The organism is Oscillibacter valericigenes (genome assembly GCF_021531915.1).
GTDB lineage: Bacteria > Bacillota > Clostridia > Oscillospirales > Oscillospiraceae > Oscillibacter > Oscillibacter valericigenes_A.
This window is the reverse complement of the sequence record NZ_JAFBIV010000005.1, coordinates 55,532-74,691: the sequence shown is the minus strand read 5'-3', so window position 1 is coordinate 74,691 and position 19,160 is coordinate 55,532. Positions and strand designations below refer to the sequence as shown.

The following is a 19,160-nucleotide window of genomic DNA, read 5'->3' as shown; positions in this document are numbered from 1 at the left end:
CATGCCGCAACGGTGTTGCTTGCTCCCCCTCGAAGTCACTTCGTTCCGAAGATCCGGTCGCCTGCATCACCCAGACCGGGAACGATGTAGCCGTGCTCGTTCAGGTGGTCGTCCACCGCACCGCAGTAGATATCCACATCGGGATGAGTCTTCTGCAGATGCTCAATGCCCTCGGGAGCGGCTAGCAGCACCATCAGCTTGATGTTGACGCACCCCCGCTTCTTCATCTCGGAGATGGCGGCCTCGGCGCTGCCGCCGGTGGCCAGCATGGGGTCCACGATCAGGATATCCCGCTCGGCGATATCCTTGGGCATCTTGCAGAAGTACACATGGGGTTCCAGGGTTTCCTCGTCCCGGAACATGCCAATGTGGCCCACACGGGCGCCGGGGACCATGCGCAGCACGCCGTCCACCAGGCCCAGGCCGGCCCGGAGAATGGGCACCACAGCGAACTTCTTACCCTTCAGGGTGGGAGCGGTGGTCTTGCAGATGGGAGTCTCCACTTCCTTGGTGGTCAGGGGCAGGTCACGGGTGGCCTCGTAGGTGATCAGCATACCGATCTCAGAGACGATCTCCCGGAAGTCCTTGACGCTGGTGTTCTTGTCCCGCAGGATGGTCATTTTGTGCGCCACCAGGGGGTGGTCCATTACATGTACTTTACCGCTCATAATCGCTTCTCCTTTGTGTTGTTTTTATATCGGGTAAACAAATGAAAACCTTATTTCTGCCGCAGGCGGTCTGCCTGAGCGGGGCGGAGGTACACCGGCTCCAACGCCTGGGCGCTGACCAGCCTGCCCTCCGCGGCCATGACCTCGGCCTCCAGGGCCACGCTCATGGCGTTCTGCATCCGCAGGTGGGGCGGGGCCAGACGGCAGGGGATGCCCGCTTCCGTCAAAAAGCCGTGGCACAGCAGGGCACCGTCGCCCACCACGGTCATGGGCCGGGGATCGCCCTGCAGCTCCTCCGCCAGCTCCGCCAGGGCAATGGCCCGGTCGGGGGTCAGGCGGGTGAGGGAGCCGTCCCTGGCTTCAAACAGGGCATTGTAGATCTGCTGGCGGCGGGCATCCATAGCGCAAATTACGAGTCCGTCGGCAAAAGCCACGTTCCGGGCCATGGCGGCCAGGGTGGACACGCCGACGGCGGGCTTGTCCGCCGCAAAGGCCAGTCCCTTGGCGGCGGAGACACCGATGCGGATGCCGGTGAAGGACCCGGGGCCCGCGGCCACAGCAATGGCGTCCATGTCAGCCACTGTCAGACCGGTGTTTTTCAGGATGTGCTCCACAATGGGCATCAGGGTGCGGCTGTGAGTCAGACCGGTGTCTTGATAGCCGGAGCAGAGAATTTTGCCGTCCTCACTGACGGCGGCGGAGACTGCCTTGGCGGAGGTCTCCAGAGCCAGTATCTTCATGGGAGCTCGACTCCTTCAATGGTAATGGTGCGCCAGCGGTCGTCCTCCGGACGGCGGGCGATGGTGACATAAACGGTGTCGGCGGGCATGGCTCCTGCCACCTGCTCGCTCCACTCCACGGCGCAGACGCCGCCCCGGTCCAGGTAATCCTCCCAGCCGATGTCAAACAGGGCGTCATCGTCTGCCAGACGGTACATATCGAAGTGAAACAGGGGGAGACGTCCGCCCTCGTACTCGTTGACGATGGTGAAGGTGGGGCTGGTGACCCGGCCGGAATAGCCCAGACCCTTGGCAAGCCCCCGGGTGAAGGCGGTCTTGCCCATGCCCAGACCGCCCCGGTAGGCCACCACGGCGCCGGGGGAGAGGGCGGCAGCCAACCGCTGACCCAAAGCCTCGGTCTCCTGTTCGTTGTGGGAGAGATATTCCATGAGAGCCGTCCTCCTCTGCCGGGTAAAAATTTGCCGCAACCAGTATACCATAGTTTGAACGAAGTGTAAAAACAATTTTGACGGCGTTTACACATCTTTTTTTGTGTGGTATACTTGAAGCACGGAATTTTCTGTTTTTTTAGAAAGGAACCTCCCATGCTGAACCGACTGAAAGGGACCCTGGCGGACTTTTTCCAGCAGGCCGATCTGGTACTGCTGGGGCTTTGCTGCGTCTCCACGGTGTTTGGCATGGCGCTCATTGCCAGCGCCACACGCTTTATGAAGGTGGAGAAGATGATCCGTTATGTGGGCGTTCAGGGCGTGGCCATGTGCCTGGGCATCTGCGCCTATATCTTCATCTCCATGGTGGATGTGGAGATCGTCATGAAGAAGTGGAAGTGGCTGGTGGCCTTCAATATCGTGTTCATCGGCCTGCTGCTGACGCCCTTCGGCGTGGGCGGTTCCACCACCGGCAACCAGGCTTGGCTGAAATTTCCCGGTATCCCCTTTCAGATCGGTCCGGCGGAGGTGGTGAAGATCACCTTCACCCTGCTGCTGGCAAAACAGCTGGAGTGGCTGCGGGAGGAGAAGCGGGACCTGAAGTCCTTCCACTCGGCGTTCTTGGCAGCGGGCCACACCATCGCCCTCATGGGCTGGTATGTGGTGATCTCCGGGGATATGGGCAACGCCCTGACGTTTCTCTTCATATTTGTGGCCATGGCCTTCGCGGCGGGCTTTGCCCTGCGGTGGTTCGTGCTGCTGTTTGCCGGTATGGGCGGAGCCATCGCCGGGGCGGTGGTCCTGGGACTGATGCCGGAGTATATGAAAAAGCGGTTCCTGGTGTTATTTGACCACAGCTACGACGCCCTGGGCGTTGGCTGGCAGCAGAGCCGGAGCCTGCTGGCCATCGGCTCCGGCGGCGTGTTCGGGCAGGGGTATATGAACGGCACCCAGACCCAGAGCAGCTACCCCCAGTCACTGCCCTACCGGTGGACGGACTTTATTTTCTCCGTCTGTGGAGAGGAACTGGGTCTGGTGGGATGTCTGGTGGTGATCTTGCTGCTGGTGGCCATCATCGCCCGTGTGCTGATGGTGGCAAAGAACGCTGAGACCAATTTCCACTGCTATGTCTGTGTGGGTGTGGCGGCCATGTTGATCTACCAGACCATCATCAACATCGGCATGTGCCTGTTTGTGATGCCTACCATCGGCGTCACGCTGCCCTTTTTCAGCTACGGCGGCTCGTCCCTGCTGACACTGTTTGCCGCCATGGGCGTGGTGTCCGGCATCAAGAAGCGGTCTCCCACCATGCGGCGGCCGGGGCGGCCCATCCGGTGATGAATATGAAAAACAGCCGGGAGACCGGTTGTTTTTTTGCATAATCCGGCGGGGGAGGAAAAGACTAGTCCTGTATTCCATCATACAGGAGGTCATTGCCTTGAAACATGTTTCCGTGAAACGCACAGCCGCCCTGGCGCTGGCTGCGGTCCTGCTGCTCAGCGACAGCGCATCGGCGCTGTTCGGCAGAAAAAGCGCTCCGGCAGAGCCGGTGGAGGGTGCCCCCGTGGCCCGGGATGTGGAGATCAGCACCTATCGGGACATCCCCTATGAGGCCCAGTTCCTGGCCAGCGACAGCGAGGGAGACGACATGACGTATGCCGTGGTCCAGGAGCCCAGGAAGGGAACTGTCACCATCGACGGCGTGAATTTCACCTATACCCCCAACAAGGGCGCCGTGGGCGGCGACAGCTTCACCTACACCGCCACCGATAGCGCGGGGAACGTCTCCCTGCCCGCCACGGTGACGGTCACCATTGAAAAGACCCGGTCCGGCGTCACCTACGCCGACACCGGGGACAGCAATGCCGCGGCTGCCGCCCAGCAGCTGGCGGAGGATGGCGTCTTTACCGGCGCCAGGATCGGCGATCAGTACTATTTCGAGCCGGACCGGCCGGTGTCCCGCAGCGAGTTCCTGGCTATGGTGCTGGAGACGTCCGGCCGGGAGGTGACGGCTGTCACCATGACGGGCTTCTGCGATGACGAGGCCATCCCCACCTGGGCGAAGGCCTACGCCGCCGCCGGCGTGGCCGACGGCATCGTTCAGGGAAAGACTACCCCCGAGGGCACAGCCTTCCGGGGCGATGAGACCATCACTTTCAACGAGGCCGCCACAGTGCTGGACCGGGTGCTGGACCTGGGAGATGTGGACCTGGATGTCTGGTATGCGGACCGGGAGACGGTGCCCTCCTGGGCGGCTCAGGCCGTGGGCAACATGGAGGCGGTCAGCGTCCTGTCCGTGGGCAGCTTCGGCAGTGAAGCTATGGAGACCCAGGTGACCCGGGCCGACGCGGCCCGGATGCTCTGTGCGGCGAAGACCCTGTTGGAGGTCGAGGAGACCGGCGGATTTTTTGATTTTCTGCAATAAGGAAACAGCAGCGCGGACAGCCGTTCTAAAACTTGGAACGGCTGTCTCTTTTTGTTAGTCAATCCCCCCCGGACTATGCCTAATCTCATTAAGATAACCACCCCAACGTAGCCGCCTCCGTGAGAGAATCTCGGTGGCGGTTTAGTAAATAGTATACCCTGCTTGTCTTTTACGCGGATCAGATATTTCCAGCCCTTCTGCTCTATGTGCGCATGTTGTTGTATGCCTCATAGCCGCGGTCCGCTATGAGAATGACCGGTTCTGTGAGTTCCGGCCGGTCCACCCATTTCACAAGTGCCTGAGATTCGTGCTCCTCTTTCAATTATTTGCAATCACAGACCAGACCGCCTTGCGTACAGTGCTTATCTTAATGAGATCAGGGCTATGCCTGGGATTCCCAAAAGGTTATACCTATGCAGAGAAAACGAGTGGTCACAGCAGTAGCGATAGACGTGTGGAGATATAAATTGCAAAAGTGGAAACCGATACTAAAGGCAACAGAAGGATCGAAGAGTCGAAAAATGCTGCGCCCCACCGCCAATCTTATTGGCAGTGGGGTGCAGAATGCAGTAGTAATTATATTCGAGAGCCTTAAGGCTCTGTCAGTAAAAACCCCTTATAGGGGTGGAGCATGCCACCCGTTTTACGGGTGGTCATGACTTACCCAATACTTCCCGCCGTACATAGTCAAAGGCGGCGTCTTCACCCTCGTCTTTCAGGGTGAGCAGGATGGTCTCCAGCAGTGCTGCCGTGTTGGGGTGGAGCAGCAACCTTCGGTCCTTGCCCCGCAGGAAGAACCTGTAGGGATCGCCGGGATCGAAGTCCTTTCCACGATACGTCTTGCTGGCGGCCAGACGGTCACAGAACATCTCGGCCACGTATTTTCTCGGCATCTCCACACCGGAAATGCCGGAGCCGTCGGGATTGTAATCGGTCCAGAATTCAAAGTGGTGGCGGTTGCGGCCCTTATGGTGCATCCAGGAGGCGCTGTATCCGAAAGCCTTGCGCTGGGCGTCATTGGGGCTGTGGTCGCCCTGGAAATACTTCACGCCGGCGAAGAATTCCACCGGGGAATATTTAGACAGATCGTGGGTCAGCCCCTGCCAGTACAGCCCCAGGCGAAAGCAGTATTTCCGCACCAACGCCCGGTGGTGATGGACGGTTTTCAAATGGCCCAAGAAATTCAAGGATGTCACCTCAGTTTTTATATTGCCATTCAGTATACCACAGTTTCTGAAAAAAGACGAGAGAAACTTTGCATGGAAATCCGGCACGGGCAGAAACTACCGGAGAGGTGGTTGGATGGCGGACGCGGTGTTTGATTGCCCTCCGGCATGGGAGACCTGGGTTTCTCCGCAGACCCGGAGACTGCATAAAGCGGAGGAGTTGTTGGAGCAAACATGGGGAATCCTGCTGCTGCCCCCGGGAACAGTTCGGGCGATACAGGAGGTACCAATCTCCTGTGCATGTCTGCTGGTGGAGGGCGGCTGCCCCGCAGAGCTGCTGACTGCTGTGGAGACCGACCATGTGATCACATACGGACTGTCGCCCAGGGACAGCCTGACCCTGTCCAGCCTGCGGGAGCCGGTGTTGTGCGTGCAGAGGTCCCTGCAGCGGCCGGATGGAACCATCATCGAACCGCAGGAGCTACCCCTGGGGACGTTGCCCATGTCGGCGGAGCAAATGCTTCCTCTGTTAGGATTATGGTTGTTGCAGATGCCACTGACCGGAAAGCCTTTCCTGTGATAAACTCATCAAAAACAGGAGGTGTGTGGGATGACATGGTTGACTTGGATCTTGCTGGTACTGGTGCTGGGAGGTGCAGTCTGGGTCTGGTACCGGATCAATAACGATAAAAGCGGGGTTGTCTCCTGCTGCGGCTGCGGCCAGTGTGCCCGCACCGGGGAATGCGTCATGGTAAAGGGGAAGAAATCCGTCAAAAAAGGGAAGGACCCTGCTTGACAAATCCTACAAACAGGATATAATATTTCCGTTCGATAAGCGAAATGCTGTGACAAAGCCAGCTTTGCGAAACCGGCCGGAGCGAGAGGGGAGACGGTGAAAGCCCCTTGCCCAAGCCGCAAGGCAGCCACTTTAGAGCGGTCCGCGAGGAGCGGAACGGCTCATCCCCGTTACCGGATGGCTAAGATGCCCCTGTCAAGGGGATAATTAGGGTGGTACCGTGAAGTAAGCCTTCGCCCCTATCTTCAGGGGTGAAGGTTTTTTTGTGTTACACACAAAAAAGCCAGATTCAAAAATGCGCTGAAGTGCGGCTCCCGTCGCCTCCGCTCGGTCGCGGGAGTATTTCAACAGGATTCTCAAAAAAATCATAGGAGGAAGAAACAAATGGCACATCCCTACTACGGGCTGAACGAACTGCGGGAGATGTTCCTGAGCTACTTTGAGAGCAAGGGCCATCTTCGTCTGCCCAGCTTTTCCCTGATCCCCCCCGCCAACGACAAGTCCCTGTTGCTGATCAACTCCGGCATGGCTCCCATGAAGACCTGGTTCACCCGGGAGGAGGAGCCTCCCCGGAACCGCGTTACCACCTGCCAGAAGTGCATCCGCACCGGCGACATTGAGAACATCGGCAAGACCGACCGCCACGGCACCTACTTTGAGATGCTGGGCAACTTCTCCTTCGGCGATTACTTCAAGAACGAGGCCATTCCCTTCTGCTGGGAATTCCTGACCGAGGTGGTGGGCCTGGAGAAGGACCGCCTGTACCCCTCCATCTACCTGGATGACGAGGAGGCTTTCGAGATCTGGAACAAGGTGATCGGCATCCCTGCCGAGAATATCTTCCGCTTCGGCAAGGCCGACAACTTCTGGGAGCACGGCGCCGGCCCCTGCGGCCCCTGCTCAGAGGTCTACTATGACCGCGGCCCCGAGCACGGCTGCGGCAAGCCCGGCTGCACCGTGGGCTGCGAGTGCGACCGCTACATCGAGGTGTGGAACAACGTCTTCTCCCAGTTCGTCAACGACGGCGAGGGCAACTATACCGAGATGAAGAACAAGAACATCGACACTGGCATGGGCCTGGAGCGGCTGGCCTGCGTGGTCCAGAACGTGAACTCTCTGTTCGACGTGGACACCGTCATGAACATCACCAACAAGGTGTCCGAGATCACCGGCGCTCACTACGGCGAGAGCCACAAGACCGATGTGTCCCTGCGTGTTATCACCGACCACATCCGCTCCTCCACCATGATGATCTGCGACGGCATCCTGCCCAGCAACGAGGGCCGGGGCTACGTGCTGCGCCGCCTACTGCGCCGGGCCGCCCGCCACGGCAAGCTGCTGGGCGTCAACAAGCCCTTCCTGTATGAGGTGGTGGAGACTGTCATCCATGAGAACGAGTTTGCCTATCCCGATCTGCGGGAGAAGCAGACCTATATCACCAAGGTGGTCCGCACCGAGGAGGAGAACTTCGCCAAGACCATCGACGGCGGTATGAAGATCTTTGACCAGCTGCTGGCGGACCACAAGGCCAAGGGCGAGACGGTGTTCTCTGGCGCTGACGCCTTCAAGCTGTACGATACCTATGGCTTCCCCATCGACCTGACCGCCGAGATGGTGGAGGACGAGGGCATGACCCTGGACCGCGAGGGCTTCGATAAGGAGATGGAGGAGCAGCGCGTCCGCGCCCGCAAGGCCCGTGAGGCCCTGGGCGACCTGGGCTGGGCCGGTATCGAGTTCGGCTCTGATATGCCCGCCACCGGGTTCGTGGGCTATGACCACACCGAGGCCGACGGCAAGGTCCTGGCCATCGTGGCTGACGAGGAACTGCGGGACGAGGTGGTCTCCGGTGCCGAGGCTATCCTGGTGCTGGACCAGACTCCCTTCTACGCCGAGATGGGCGGCCAGGTGGCCGACCACGGCGTGATCACCGCCGGCGAAGCCAGGTTTGAGGTCACCAACGTCCTGAAAAACAAGGGCGGCAAGTTCATGCACTACGGCAAGGTGGTCTCCGGCCAGTTCCAGGTGGGCGATACCATCACCGCTTCCATCGACGTAGACCGCCGCAAGGCCATCATGCGTGCTCACAGCGCCACCCATCTGCTGGACGCTGCGCTGAAGAAGGTCCTGGGCGACCATGTCCATCAGGCCGGCTCTCTGGTGGAGCCCGACCGCCTGCGCTTCGACTTCACCCACTTCGAGGCCATCACTCCCGAGCAGCTCAGCGAGATCGACCGCCTGGTGAACGACGCGATTCTGGAGGGCTACCCGGTTGTTACCGAGGTCCTGCCCATTGAAGAGGCCAAGAAGAAGGGCGCCATCGCCATGTTCGGCGAGAAGTACGGCGACACCGTCCGCGTGGTGGAGATGGGCGACTTCTCCATGGAGTTCTGCGGCGGCACCCACCTGGACAACACCGCCAAGGCCGGCCCCTTCCGCATCAAGAGCGAGGCGTCCATCGCCTCCGGCGTGCGGCGTATCGAGGCTACCGTGGGCAAGCTGACCCTGGAGACCGTGAACCGCAACCAGCAGATGCTGTTCCATGCCGCCCAGATGCTGAAGACCAACCCCGGCGAGCTGGAGAACAAGATCGACCAGCAGCTCAACGAGATGAAGGAGATGCGCCACGCCCTGGATAAGTTCAAGGCGGAGGCCTCTCTGGGCGAGGCCCGTCAGTTCCTGATGAGCGCCAAGGAAGTGGGCGGCCTGAAGGTCCTGACTGCCACCCGCAGCGGCATGGATGCCAATGGCCTGCGCCAGATGGGCGACTTCCTGCGGGACAAGGAGCCCAACGTGGTGGCCGTCCTGGCCTCTGTCAACGGCGAGAAGATCACCTTCCTGGCCATCTGCGGCTCCGAGGCCGTGAAGAAGGGCATCAAGGCCGGCGACCTGGTGAAGAATGTCTGCACCATCTGCGGCGGCAAGGGCGGCGGCAAGCCCGACAGCGCCATGGGCGGCGGCAGCGACCTGCTGAAGCTGGACGATGCCCTGGCATCTGTGGACGATTTTGTGGCGTCCAAGCTGGGCTGAGGAGGGAGCTGACATGCTGATCGACTTCCATGCCATGGAGGAAAAGATCATCCCCCACATGCGGGGCGGTGAGAAGGAAGCAGGCATGCGGGCCTATGACGACGGCCTGTGCAAAGTCATGCAGGGCCGCCTGTTCCCCGGTGCCACCGTGGGTCTGCATACCCATGTCACCGACAGCGAGGTCATCTATATTCTCTCCGGCAAGGGCAAGGTCTTGTATGACGATGGCTGCGAGACTCTTTCGGTGGGCTCCTGTCACTACTGCCCCAAGGGTCATTCCCACAGCCTGATCAACGACAGCGACGAGGACCTGATCTTCCTCGCCGTCGTTCCACAGCACGGGGCCTGAGCAGCGCCTTCCCGCAGTGATTCTGGCCTGGATGGAAAGGAGCGTTGACCGATGCTGCCGAAAGATCCCGTCATCCTGCTGAGCTTCATCAATACGAAGCTGCGGGATGAATACAGCAGTCTGGAGGACCTGTGCGCCGCGCTGGACGCCGATGCGGCGGACATCACGGAAGTGCTGGCCGCTCTGGATTATCACTATGACCCCACGCACAGTCAATTTATCTGATATCTTATCAAAAGGAGGGTTGCACCATGTCTGATTGCTTATTCTGCAAGATCATCGCCGGGGACATTCCCAGCAGCAAGGTCTACGAGGACGACCTCTGCTACGCCTTCAACGACATCGCGCCCCAGGCGCCCACCCACTTCCTGGTGGTGCCCAAGGCCCACATCACCTCCGTTTCCGCCATCACGGCGGAGAACAGCGCGGTGGTGGCCCATATCTTTGAGGTCATTGCCAAGCTGTCCCGGGAACTGGGCTTTGCTGAGGCGGGCTACCGTGTGGTGTCCAACATCGGCGAAGCCGGTCAGCAGTCCGTGCCCCATCTGCACTTCCACGTGCTGGCAGGCCGGGATATGACCTGGCCTCCGGGCTAACGTCGGAGCAAGCTCCATATCCTTCGCTTCCGGCCAAGGCCGAAAGCTCAGTCATTTTGCTGCTCCTCCTTTTCCATCGGCAAACGGTTCCCTGGTTTGCCGATGGAGGGGACGGAGATGCGTTTCCGCAAAGTCCGCTGAACTCCGTTTCCGCCTGACGGCGAAAACTGCGGCCGCCCCCTTGCTCCTCGCTTTCCTCGGCAAGCGCTTGGCTGGTTTGCTCTGGGAAACATCGGGGGTATACGCAATATAAAAACAGCGCCTCGGTTTGAGGCGCTGTTTTTGCAGTTCTATCGGTTAAGCGGCGGCAGCCATCTGGCCGGGGTCCATCTCCTGATAGCCGGAGAAATCGGGGAAGGTGACCTTCACGCTCTTGCCGGTAGCGTTGACAGTCATGGTCATGTCGTAAGCGTAAGCCGTATCCATGGAGAGAACGGTGCCGTCCTCCATGGGAAGCTCCATCTTCATAGAAGCGTCAAAGACCATGTTGATCTTTTTCAGGATGCCCCGGCTGTCCACGGTATAGGTGGCGGTGATCTTGCCGAAGCGCATGTCCATGCCGTCGGTCTCCGTGCCCATGGCGCCGGTGACGCTCTCCAGCATGCTGTTCATGCCCTCGCCGATAACGATGGTGTATTCCGTATTGGCGCCTGCCTTTTTAGAGCTCACGGACTCCAGCATCGCCAATCCGCTGACGTCCATGGCGCTCATGTTCATACCGGCCAAGTCCTTGACGGCGGCCAGCTGATCCTCCACGGAATACTTGACCTTCATTTCCTCGCCGCCTGCGGCGGTGGACATATACACCCAGCCGTCCTTCATCCACATGTCCACCTTCACGGCGATGCCCTGGGCTTCGGTCGTGGTGGTATAGGACATCTGCACATTGTCGCCGTCCGCCAGCATCTTCATGTTGCCCTTCATGACGGAGGGCATGGTCATGGTCTCGCCGGCGGCGGTCATGGTCATATCCATCTTGACATCCATGTCCACATCCATGGCGTTTTCATCCATGGTCTTGGTGGTGGCCATCATGGCGCGGTAGGTCTTGATCTTCTCTGTCATGGGCTGGGCGGCCTTGGCGTCAATGGCGCCGGACTTCACCAGACTGTCCAGCAGATAGGTCTTGCCACCGGCCATATCGGCGGCCAGGGCCTGATAGGTAACGGCCGCCAGGTCGTCCCGCAGGAAGGCGCCGGGGAACATGACGGGCTCATAGAAGCCCTTCTCCTGGGCGAAGGTCAGAGCGTCGGCATACTGGAAGTCGGTGCCGTCCTTGTAGCCCAGTGCCCGCAGCAGGAAGGTCACGTAGTTCTGGACAGTGCAGGCCCGCTGGGAACCGAAGGTGGTCTCCGTGAAGCCGTTGGTGATGCCGTTGGTGTACAGCCAGGCCACATAAGGGGAGGTAAACTCACTGACATCGGTAAAGGGATGGCTGATCTCACCGGCCTCATAGGCGGTCTTGGCCTTTTCCTCGGCGCCGTAGAGCCGCACCAGCATAATGGCGGCTTCGGAGCGGGTGGGAGCACGGTCCAGCTCAAAGCCATTGGCGGTGCCCCGGAACATACCGATGGCGGACAGGTCCTGCGCCACCGTGTCATAGTCGGAAGCGGAGGCAGTCACGCACAGCACCGCCGTCAGCAGCAGTGTGGTGAACAGAAGGGTCAGAAAACGCTTCATAGTGTGTTGCTCCTTTCCAGATTGCGGCGGTTTGCCGTTTTTACCATCATATACCCGTGCCCCTGTCCCGTCAAGGAGAAGCACCAGGGAACATATCTTGACGGAATTGCAGCATCCCTGTATAATCATCAAATAACAAACCAAACAGTCTGCTTTCTGCATATAAAAGCAACCAAATGGTAACCTCTTTTTGAGGTGATTTGGTTGTACTTCCGAAGAATTCATGACTTGCGCGAAGACCAGGATATCAAACAGAAGGCAGTTGCTGAGTACCTTGGAATGGACCCAACCGTATACAGGCGCTACGAAAAGGGTGTTCGCAGCGTTCCTGTGGATGTGGTCATCAAGCTGGCCGACTATTACAAGGTCAGCACCGACTACCTCCTGGGCCGTACTGACGACCCCACGCCGCCCCAAAAGAGCAAATGAGAAAGCTGGCCCTGTTCACGGGTGCCTTTTCCCTGGGCATCTTTCTGGCCCAGTACCTGCTGCCGGTTGACTGGCTGCTCCCCATGGGAGCGGCTGCTTTCGTGCTGGCCTGCGGCAGACTGGTCCTGCGGAACCATTGGGGGCGGCGGGCGCTGCTGGCGGGCGTGGGGCTGGCTCTGGCCTTTGGCTGGAACTGGCTGTACATTCGTCAGGTCCAGGCGCCCCTGGAGGCTCTGGCGGACACGGAGCAATCGGTCACCATGACGCTCTGCGACTATGCGGTGAAAACTGACTACGGCGCCAAAGTCACGGTGAAGCTGGAAGGCTTGCCGGGGAAGGCCGTCTACTATGGCAGTGAGGCACTGCTGTCGGCGTCTCCGGGGCAGAGGGTGACGGACACGGTGCATCTGAAAAACGCTGCCCACATCCGGGACGAGGACGTGACCGCCTTTACCTCCAAGGGCGTGTTTTTGCTGGCGTACCAAAGGGGAGAGGTCACCTTGGATGCGGGAACCTCCGGGGCGCCCCGCTGGTGGCCAACCAGAGTGGGACACGCCATGCGGGAGGAAATTGCCGCCCTGTTTGATGGGGATACCGCCGCTTTTCTGACGGCTATCCTCACTGGCGACAAATCCGGTCTGTCAGAGCGGGCGGCGGCGGACCTGTCGGAGGCGGGGCTGTACCACATTCTGGCGGTGTCCGGTATGCACTGCGGCTTTCTGCTGACCCTGGTAGTCCTGCTGACGGGACGGCACCGGAGGAAGCTGGTGGCGGGGGTCATGCTGATACTGCTGGTGTTTTACGCCCTTCTGACCGGCGGAAGCCCCTCGGTGGTCCGGGCCTGCGTCATGCTGGTCCTGCTGCTGGCGGCACCCCTGTTTGACCGGGAGAGCGACGGGCCGACCTCCTTGCTGACGGCCCTGTTTCTGATCCTGCTGTGGAACCCCTTCGCGGCGGCTTCCATCAGTCTGCAGTTGTCCTTTGCCGCCATGGCGGGTATTCTGTGGCTGACGCCCAAGCTGTATAACCTGCTGATGGGCGATAAAAAGCATGACAAGGTATTTCACTTTACTGTTGCCAGCTTTTCTGCCACTATGGGCGCGCTGGTATTCACGGTACCCCTGTCTGCTTACTATTTCGGCACCCTGGTGCTGATTGCGCCCCTCAGCAATCTGCTGTGCCTGTGGGCAGCCAGCGGGGTTTTCCTGCTGGGTCTGCTGGCCGTACTGGCGGGGTTCCTCTGGATGCCTTTGGGGATGCTGCTGGCGGTGGTGCCCCGGTTGCTGGCCGGGTATATCCTGGCTGCGGCACGCCTGCTGGCGAAGATTCCGTACCACGCCGTCTATTTCTCCAACCCCTATCTGAAATACTGGCTGGCCTTTGCCTATCTGCTGTTCCTGGCGGCATACCTGATGAAACCAAAGGCCCGGCGGAAATACGCCGTGGCGGCACTGGCCGCGGTTCTGACCCTGGCAGTGACAGTGCGGTTGGGCGCTATGCGTTACAGTGCCGGCCTGGAGGCCGTCATGCTGGATGTGGGGCAGGGGCAGTGCGTGCTGCTGGCCTCCGGCGGGGAATACGCCCTGGTGGACTGCGGCAGCGGCAGCAGCTGGTATGACGCCGGGGAAGTGGCGGCCCACCAGCTGAAAACCATGGGCTGCACGGAACTGGATTACATGATCCTGTCCCACTACGACAAGGACCATATCTCCGGCGTCACCGGCCTGTTGGCCCGCATGGACGTGGCGGAGGTGCTGGTGACGGAGGGAGCCGACGACGAGGTGGTCCGGGCCGCTGTCCTGGAGACTGCCGCCGCCCACGGGGCCGAGGTGCGGACCGTCACGGAAGAGATCACGCTGGAGTTGGGCAAGGCCCGCCTGCGGGTGTTCCCGCCTGTGGGAGACGGAAATGACAATGAACGCAGCCTTGCGGTGCTGGCCTCCCTGGGGGAGGAGGACCTGCTGCTGACCGGAGACTTGGACCGGGCCGCCGAAAGAGCGCTGCTGGCGGCCTGGGACCTGCCGGACATCGAGTATCTGACGGCGGGCCACCACGGAGCCAAAACTTCCACTTCTGAGGAACTGCTGGATGCCCTGAAACCGGAGATGGTGTGTATCAGCGTGGGCTCCAACAGCTATGGCCACCCGGCCAGGGAGACTCTGCGGCGGCTGGGGGAGCGGGGCTGCGCCGTCTGCCGGACGGACCTGCACGGCAATATCCACTTATCTTTGAACTGAGGAGACCAACATGGCGAACGCGAAGAAAACAAAAAACGAAGCCTTTCAGAAGCTGAAGGACGATTTGAAGGCCGGAACTCCGGGCTGTGCCTATATTTTCTACGGAGAGGAGAGCTACCTGCGGGAGTATTACCTGGGGGAGCTGCGGAAGCAGCTGGTGCCCGGTGGCTTCGAGGAGTTCAACTACCACAAGCTGGAGGGGAAGGACCTGACGGTCCAGAGCCTCAGTGAGATGGCAGAGGCCATGCCCATGATGGCGGAGCGGACCCTCATCGTGGTGACGGACTTCGACCTCTTCAAGCTGAATGAGGAGCAGCGGGAGAAAATGATCGCTTTCCTGGAGGATATCCCGCCTTACTGCTGTGTGGTCTTCGTCTACGATACCGTGGCCTACAAGCCCAACAAGACCATGAAGAAGCTGTACAAGGCCCTCAGCGACCATGTGGAGGATGTGGAGTTCCGGGCTGCCGACAGCAGCGACCTGGTGGCCTGGATCGCCCGCCGCTTCAAGGCGCTGGGGAAGGAGATCGACCGCCAGACGGCGGAGTATTTGATCTTCACCTGCGGCGGCCTGATGACGGGGCTGGTGCCGGAGATCCAGAAGATTGGCGCCTACGCCAAGGGCAAGGCCATCACCCAGCAGGACATCGACGCCGTGGCGGACCCGGTGCTGTCTGCCGAGGTGTTCAAGCTCAGCGACGCGGTGCTGCAGGGGAATTACGACCAGGCGGCCTCCATTCTAGGGGACCTGCTGAAAATGCAGACGGAGCCCATTATGATCCTGGCGGCTCTGGGCAGTCAGCTACGCCGCATCTACACCGCCCGCATGGCCATCGACAGCGGCAAGGACAAGTACTGGCTCATGGAGCTGTGGGAGATGAAGAGCGACTACCCGGCAAAGCTGCTGCTGACGGCGGCCAAACGGACCACGGCAGACTGGTGCGCCGACGCGGTGAAGATGTGCCAGACTCTGGACCGCCGCATGAAGAGTGAGAAAAGCATCGACGCGGCGGGGGAATTGAAGCTGCTGCTGGTGCGGCTGGGGGCAAGGCGGAAATGAGGAAGATCAAAGAGGTCATCGTGGTGGAGGGCCGCTACGATAAACATACCATCTCTCAGGTGGTGGATGCCACCGTGGTCACCCTGGGAGGCTTTTCTGTGTTCAATGATAAAGAAAAGCTGGCCTTTCTCCGCAGACTTGCGGAGGAGCGGGGACTGATCGTCCTGACGGACAGCGACGGCGCCGGCTTTGTCATCCGCAACTACCTCAAGGGCGCCCTGCCCAAGGACCGGGTCAAGCAGGCTTATATCCCGGATATCCACGGCAAGGAGCGCCGGAAGCGCCATGCCGGAAAAGAGGGCAAGCTGGGCGTGGAGGGCATGAAGCCCGAGGTGCTGCTGGCGGCGCTGGAACGGGCCGGAGCCACCTTTCTGGACGGGGAAGAGGAGTGCGTCCCGGCGAAGGAGCCCATCACCAAGGCGGACCTGTTCGCTTTGGGCCTCACCGGCGGTCCGGACAGCGCCGCCAAGCGGCAGGCGCTGCTGAAAAAGCTGGACTTGCCGGAGCATCTGACCGCCAACGGAATGCTGGAGGCCCTGAACCTGCTGTATGACCGGGAGGCCCTGGAGCAGGCCATGCAGGAAGAAACATAAAAAGAGAGACCGCCTTCACGGCGGTCTCTTCTGGTATGTAGGAACTTATTTGCCTTCCTTCTGCTTCTTGCGCCAGGCGTCCAGAATGGTGCAGAACACCAGGGACAGGTAGGTCTCCTCCTCGGCGGCAGAGCGGGAAGTCAGAGCCACGGGGATCTTGGCGCCCACCACAGCGCCGCAGGTGGTGGCGCGGGCATGGATCAGCCAGCTCTTCACCAGGGTGTTGGCGGTGGACAGGTCGGGGGCGATGATGCCGTCGAACCCGCCGCCGGAATAGGGGCAGTCATAGTTCTTCAGGCGGGCAGCCTCCTTGCTGAGGATCAGGTCGTAAGCGATGGGGCCCCAAAGCTCGCAGTCGGCAAAGGGCTTGCGGGCCTGCTCGGCCACCAGAGCCTGTGCCTCCACGGTGTCCTGCATGTGGAAGGTCACCTTCTCCACCAGGGACAGCAGGGCCAGCTTGGGATTCTCATAGCCGAAGGCCTTCAGGGCGTCGGCGGTGTTGCGGATGATCTCCTTCTTCTGGTTCAGGTCCGGCTTGATGATGACGGTCATATCGGACAGGGCCAGCAGCTTGGGATACTCCGGCAGGGACACCAGGGAAACGTGGGTCATCAGACGGTCCGTCCGCAGGCCGTTTTCCTTGGACATCAGATCCATCAGGAAACGGCGGGTGCTCATGTTGCCGCGCATCAGAATATCGCCATCGCCCGAACGGATGACGTCGATAGCAGCCTGTGCCACATCGTGGCCGGGATGGGTCTCCACCATGGTGTAGGGCTCTTTCTCCAGGCCCAGCTTTTCCAGCATGACCATGGTGCGGGCCCGGTCGCCCACCAGCACCGGCTGCACAAAGCCTGCCTCCTGTGCCTTGAACAGGCCCTTGAGCATGTTCTCGCCGTCGGAACCGGCCAGAACCACACGCTTGGGCTGGTCCAGCTTGGGCATCAGGCTCAGAATGTTATCAAAATTTTTCAGTTCCATATTCTTTTTCTTCCTTTCTATCCTTTCTGTATTGTCAGTATGCTTATATACCTAACTCATGCGGTATATAATTATAGTGTTTTCGGAGAAAATTTGCAATACTTTTCGGGAAAAACTGTGAAAATTTTCCGGAAATCAAAAGGTTTGGCTTTTGGACAGCTTTTGGACAGGGATTGATTCTGCTTGCAATTTTTGATCGGATTCTGTATAATATAACTCCACGTGAAATAATACGCATTGGGAGGACAAAGCCAATGGCAGAAGAGATCAAAAATACGCAGGAGGGAGCGGCTGAGAGCCGGAACTTCATCCATGCTTTTATTGAAGAGGATATCGCCTCCGGCGGACAGTTCGAGGGCATGACTGTTCATACCCGGTTTCCCCCGGAGCCCAACGGCTACCTGCACATCGGCCACTGCAAGGCCCTGACCATTGACTTTGGCACGGCTGAGAAGTACGGCGGCCTCTGCAATCTGCGAATGGACGATACGAACCCCACCAAGGAGGACACCGAGTTCGTGGACGCTATCCAGGAGGATATCCACTGGCTTGGCTTCGATTGGGGTGACCGTTTCTTCTACGGCTCTGATTACTTTGAGGAAGACTACCGTCAGGCGGTTGGCCTCATCAAAAAGGGACTGGCCTATGTCTGCGAGCTGAGCCCCGAGGAGTTCAAGGAGTACCGGGGAAGCATCGGTGTGCCCGCCAAGAGCCCTTACCGGGACCGTCCCATTGAGGAGAGTCTGGACCTGTTCGCCCGGATGCGGGCGGGAGAGTTCCCCAACGGCGCCATGACTCTGCGGGCCAAGATCGACCTGGCCAGCGGTAACTTTAATATGCGGGACCCCGTGCTGTACCGCATCAACCATATGCACCATCACCGCCAGGGCGACAAGTGGTGTATCTATCCCATGTACGATTTCGCCCATCCCATTCAGGATGCGCTGGAGGGTATCACCCACAGCCTGTGCTCTCTGGAGTTTGAGGCCCACCGTCCTTTGTACAACTGGGTGGTGGACAACTGCGACCTGCCCGCAAAGCCCCGGCAGATCGAATTTGCCCGACTGGGCATTGACCACACGGTTATGAGTAAGCGGAAGCTCCGGGCTCTGGTGGAGGGCGGCAAGGTCTCCGGCTGGGACGATCCCCGGATGCCTACCCTCTGCGGCCTGCGCCGCCGGGGCTACACTCCCAAGTCCATCCGCAATTTCTGCGAGCGTATCGGCGTGGCAAAGAGCGCAAATGTGGTAGAGTACGGTTTCCTGGAGCACTGCCTGCGGGAGGACCTGAACGAGACGGCTGAGCGTGTCATGGGCGTTCTGCGGCCCATCAAGCTGACCATTACCAACTATCCCGCGGACAAAACCGAGACCGTCACCGTGGAAAACAATCCTCTGGACCCCGCCGCCGGTACCCGGGAGGTCAGCTTCTCCCGGAATCTCTATATCGAGGCCGACGACTTCCTGGAGACCCCGGTGCCCAAATATAAGCGTCTGTTCCCCGGCGGGCCCGAGTGCCGTCTGAAGGGTGCATACCTTATCACCTGCACCGGCTGCGTGAGGGATGAGAACGGCAACATCACCGAGGTCCTGTGTGAGTACGATCCCGAGAGCCGGGGCGGCGACCCCGCCGACGGCCGGAAGGTGAAGGGTGCCACCATCCACTGGGTGGATGCCGCCACCGCCGTGGACGCCGAGGTCCGGCTCTACGACAACCTGTTCTCCGACGAGTCTCCCGACGGCGCCGACAAAGACTTCCTGGAGTGCCTGAATCCCGATTCCCTGGAGGTCCTCCAGGGCTGCAAGGTGGAGGCTGGCCTGAAGGCTGCAGCTGAGGTCTATGAACAGACGGAGAAGAAGGGAAAGACCGCCCCGTCCTTCCAGTTCATGCGTTTGGGTTATTTCTGCCTGGACAGCAAGGACTCCAGCCCCGAACACATGGTGTTCAACCGCAGCGTGTCGTTGAAGGACAGCTTCAAAAAATAA

At 60.0% G+C, this 19,160-nt stretch carries 19 protein-coding genes; 13 read left to right on the top strand and 6 right to left on the bottom strand.

Annotated elements, in window-relative coordinates; translation table 11 throughout:
- Positions 1–35 precede the first annotated feature (35 nt).
- The 3 genes from upp to tsaE are packed head-to-tail and all read right to left on the bottom strand — an operon-like array spanning position 36 to position 1,836.
- The gene (gene upp / locus JQM66_RS05595; RefSeq protein WP_235228902.1) at positions 36–668 is read right to left on the bottom strand and encodes a uracil phosphoribosyltransferase; all 633 of its coding nucleotides are present in this window, start codon (positions 666–668) and stop codon (positions 36–38) included.
- A 50-nt stretch (positions 669–718) separates the two neighbouring features.
- Positions 719–1,408: a tRNA (adenosine(37)-N6)-threonylcarbamoyltransferase complex dimerization subunit type 1 TsaB gene (gene tsaB / locus JQM66_RS05590; RefSeq protein WP_235228901.1), complete on the bottom strand. Its 690-nt coding sequence runs from the start codon at positions 1,406–1,408 to the stop codon at positions 719–721.
- Positions 1,405–1,836 (bottom strand): tRNA (adenosine(37)-N6)-threonylcarbamoyltransferase complex ATPase subunit type 1 TsaE, encoded by a 432-nt coding sequence (gene tsaE, locus JQM66_RS05585; protein ID WP_235228900.1) that lies wholly within the window; start codon positions 1,834–1,836, stop codon positions 1,405–1,407. Before tsaE ends, tsaB begins: the two co-directional genes overlap by 4 nt.
- Before the next feature lie 156 nt (positions 1,837–1,992).
- Here tsaE and JQM66_RS05580 point away from each other — a divergent pair, with 156 nt between their 5' ends.
- Together JQM66_RS05580 and JQM66_RS05575 are read left to right on the top strand one after the other, a co-directional pair.
- Positions 1,993–3,174, top strand: a complete 1,182-nt coding sequence (locus JQM66_RS05580) for an FtsW/RodA/SpoVE family cell cycle protein (protein WP_235228899.1) — start codon at positions 1,993–1,995, stop codon at positions 3,172–3,174.
- Positions 3,175–3,274: 100 nt separating this feature from the next.
- Complete coding sequence (locus tag JQM66_RS05575; protein WP_235228898.1) at positions 3,275–4,261, top strand: Ig-like domain-containing protein; 987 nt, start codon at positions 3,275–3,277, stop codon at positions 4,259–4,261.
- Between the two features lie 653 nt (positions 4,262–4,914).
- Here JQM66_RS05575 and JQM66_RS05570 read toward each other — a convergent pair.
- Positions 4,915–5,448: a DUF5662 family protein gene (locus JQM66_RS05570; protein WP_235228897.1), complete on the bottom strand. Its 534-nt coding sequence runs from the start codon at positions 5,446–5,448 to the stop codon at positions 4,915–4,917.
- A 202-nt stretch (positions 5,449–5,650) separates the two neighbouring features.
- Between JQM66_RS05570 and JQM66_RS05565 the strand changes: the two genes are divergently transcribed.
- The 6 genes from JQM66_RS05565 to JQM66_RS05540 all read left to right on the top strand — a co-directional run bounded on the left by JQM66_RS05565 (position 5,651) and on the right by JQM66_RS05540 (position 10,195).
- Positions 5,651–6,007 carry a hypothetical protein gene (locus tag JQM66_RS05565; RefSeq protein WP_235228896.1) on the top strand — a complete coding sequence of 119 codons (357 nt, stop codon included), beginning with the start codon at positions 5,651–5,653 and terminating at the stop codon, positions 6,005–6,007.
- A 30-nt stretch (positions 6,008–6,037) separates the two neighbouring features.
- Positions 6,038–6,223 (top strand): FeoB-associated Cys-rich membrane protein, encoded by a 186-nt coding sequence (locus tag JQM66_RS05560; RefSeq protein ID WP_235228895.1) that lies wholly within the window; start codon positions 6,038–6,040, stop codon positions 6,221–6,223.
- 384 nt (positions 6,224–6,607) lie between these two features.
- On the top strand, positions 6,608–9,250 hold the full coding sequence (alaS, locus tag JQM66_RS05555) for an alanine--tRNA ligase (RefSeq protein ID WP_235228894.1): 2,643 nt from the start codon (positions 6,608–6,610) through the stop codon (positions 9,248–9,250).
- Positions 9,251–9,263: 13 nt separating this feature from the next.
- Entirely contained in the window at positions 9,264–9,599 is a 336-nt protein-coding gene (locus tag JQM66_RS05550) for a cupin domain-containing protein (protein ID WP_235228893.1), read from the top strand.
- Between the two features lie 51 nt (positions 9,600–9,650).
- Positions 9,651–9,824 carry a DUF4250 domain-containing protein gene (locus JQM66_RS05545; protein WP_235228892.1) on the top strand — a complete coding sequence of 58 codons (174 nt, stop codon included), beginning with the start codon at positions 9,651–9,653 and terminating at the stop codon, positions 9,822–9,824.
- Positions 9,825–9,850: 26 nt separating this feature from the next.
- Positions 9,851–10,195, top strand: a complete 345-nt coding sequence (locus JQM66_RS05540; RefSeq protein ID WP_235228891.1) for a histidine triad nucleotide-binding protein — start codon at positions 9,851–9,853, stop codon at positions 10,193–10,195.
- A gap of 297 nt (positions 10,196–10,492) precedes the next feature.
- Here the strand turns inward: JQM66_RS05540 and JQM66_RS05535 are convergent, their stop codons facing one another.
- Positions 10,493–11,875, bottom strand: coding sequence for an S-layer homology domain-containing protein (locus JQM66_RS05535; protein WP_235228890.1), 1,383 nt, complete (start codon positions 11,873–11,875; stop codon positions 10,493–10,495).
- Positions 11,876–12,070: 195 nt separating this feature from the next.
- Here JQM66_RS05535 and JQM66_RS05530 point away from each other — a divergent pair, with 195 nt between their 5' ends.
- From JQM66_RS05530 to JQM66_RS05515, 4 genes are read left to right on the top strand one after another with little or no spacing between them, the layout of a single operon-like run.
- Entirely contained in the window at positions 12,071–12,304 is a 234-nt protein-coding gene (locus JQM66_RS05530; RefSeq protein WP_328284116.1) for a helix-turn-helix domain-containing protein, read from the top strand.
- The gene (locus tag JQM66_RS05525; RefSeq protein ID WP_235228888.1) at positions 12,301–14,541 is read left to right on the top strand and encodes a DNA internalization-related competence protein ComEC/Rec2; all 2,241 of its coding nucleotides are present in this window, start codon (positions 12,301–12,303) and stop codon (positions 14,539–14,541) included. The genes JQM66_RS05530 and JQM66_RS05525 overlap by 4 nt, the downstream gene beginning before the upstream one ends.
- A 10-nt stretch (positions 14,542–14,551) precedes the next feature.
- Positions 14,552–15,601, top strand: a complete 1,050-nt coding sequence (holA, locus tag JQM66_RS05520; protein ID WP_235228887.1) for a DNA polymerase III subunit delta — start codon at positions 14,552–14,554, stop codon at positions 15,599–15,601.
- Positions 15,598–16,194: a toprim domain-containing protein gene (locus JQM66_RS05515; protein WP_235228886.1), complete on the top strand. Its 597-nt coding sequence runs from the start codon at positions 15,598–15,600 to the stop codon at positions 16,192–16,194. The genes holA and JQM66_RS05515 overlap by 4 nt, the downstream gene beginning before the upstream one ends.
- A 45-nt stretch (positions 16,195–16,239) precedes the next feature.
- Here JQM66_RS05515 and JQM66_RS05510 read toward each other — a convergent pair whose 3' ends face one another.
- Positions 16,240–17,175 (bottom strand): phosphate acyltransferase, encoded by a 936-nt coding sequence (locus JQM66_RS05510; RefSeq protein WP_235228885.1) that lies wholly within the window; start codon positions 17,173–17,175, stop codon positions 16,240–16,242.
- 254 nt (positions 17,176–17,429) lie between these two features.
- On the opposite strand from JQM66_RS05510, the gene JQM66_RS05505 reads away from it, so the two are divergent.
- A complete protein-coding gene (locus JQM66_RS05505; protein ID WP_235228884.1) occupies positions 17,430–19,160 on the top strand; it encodes a glutamine--tRNA ligase/YqeY domain fusion protein in 1,731 nt (576 codons plus the stop codon).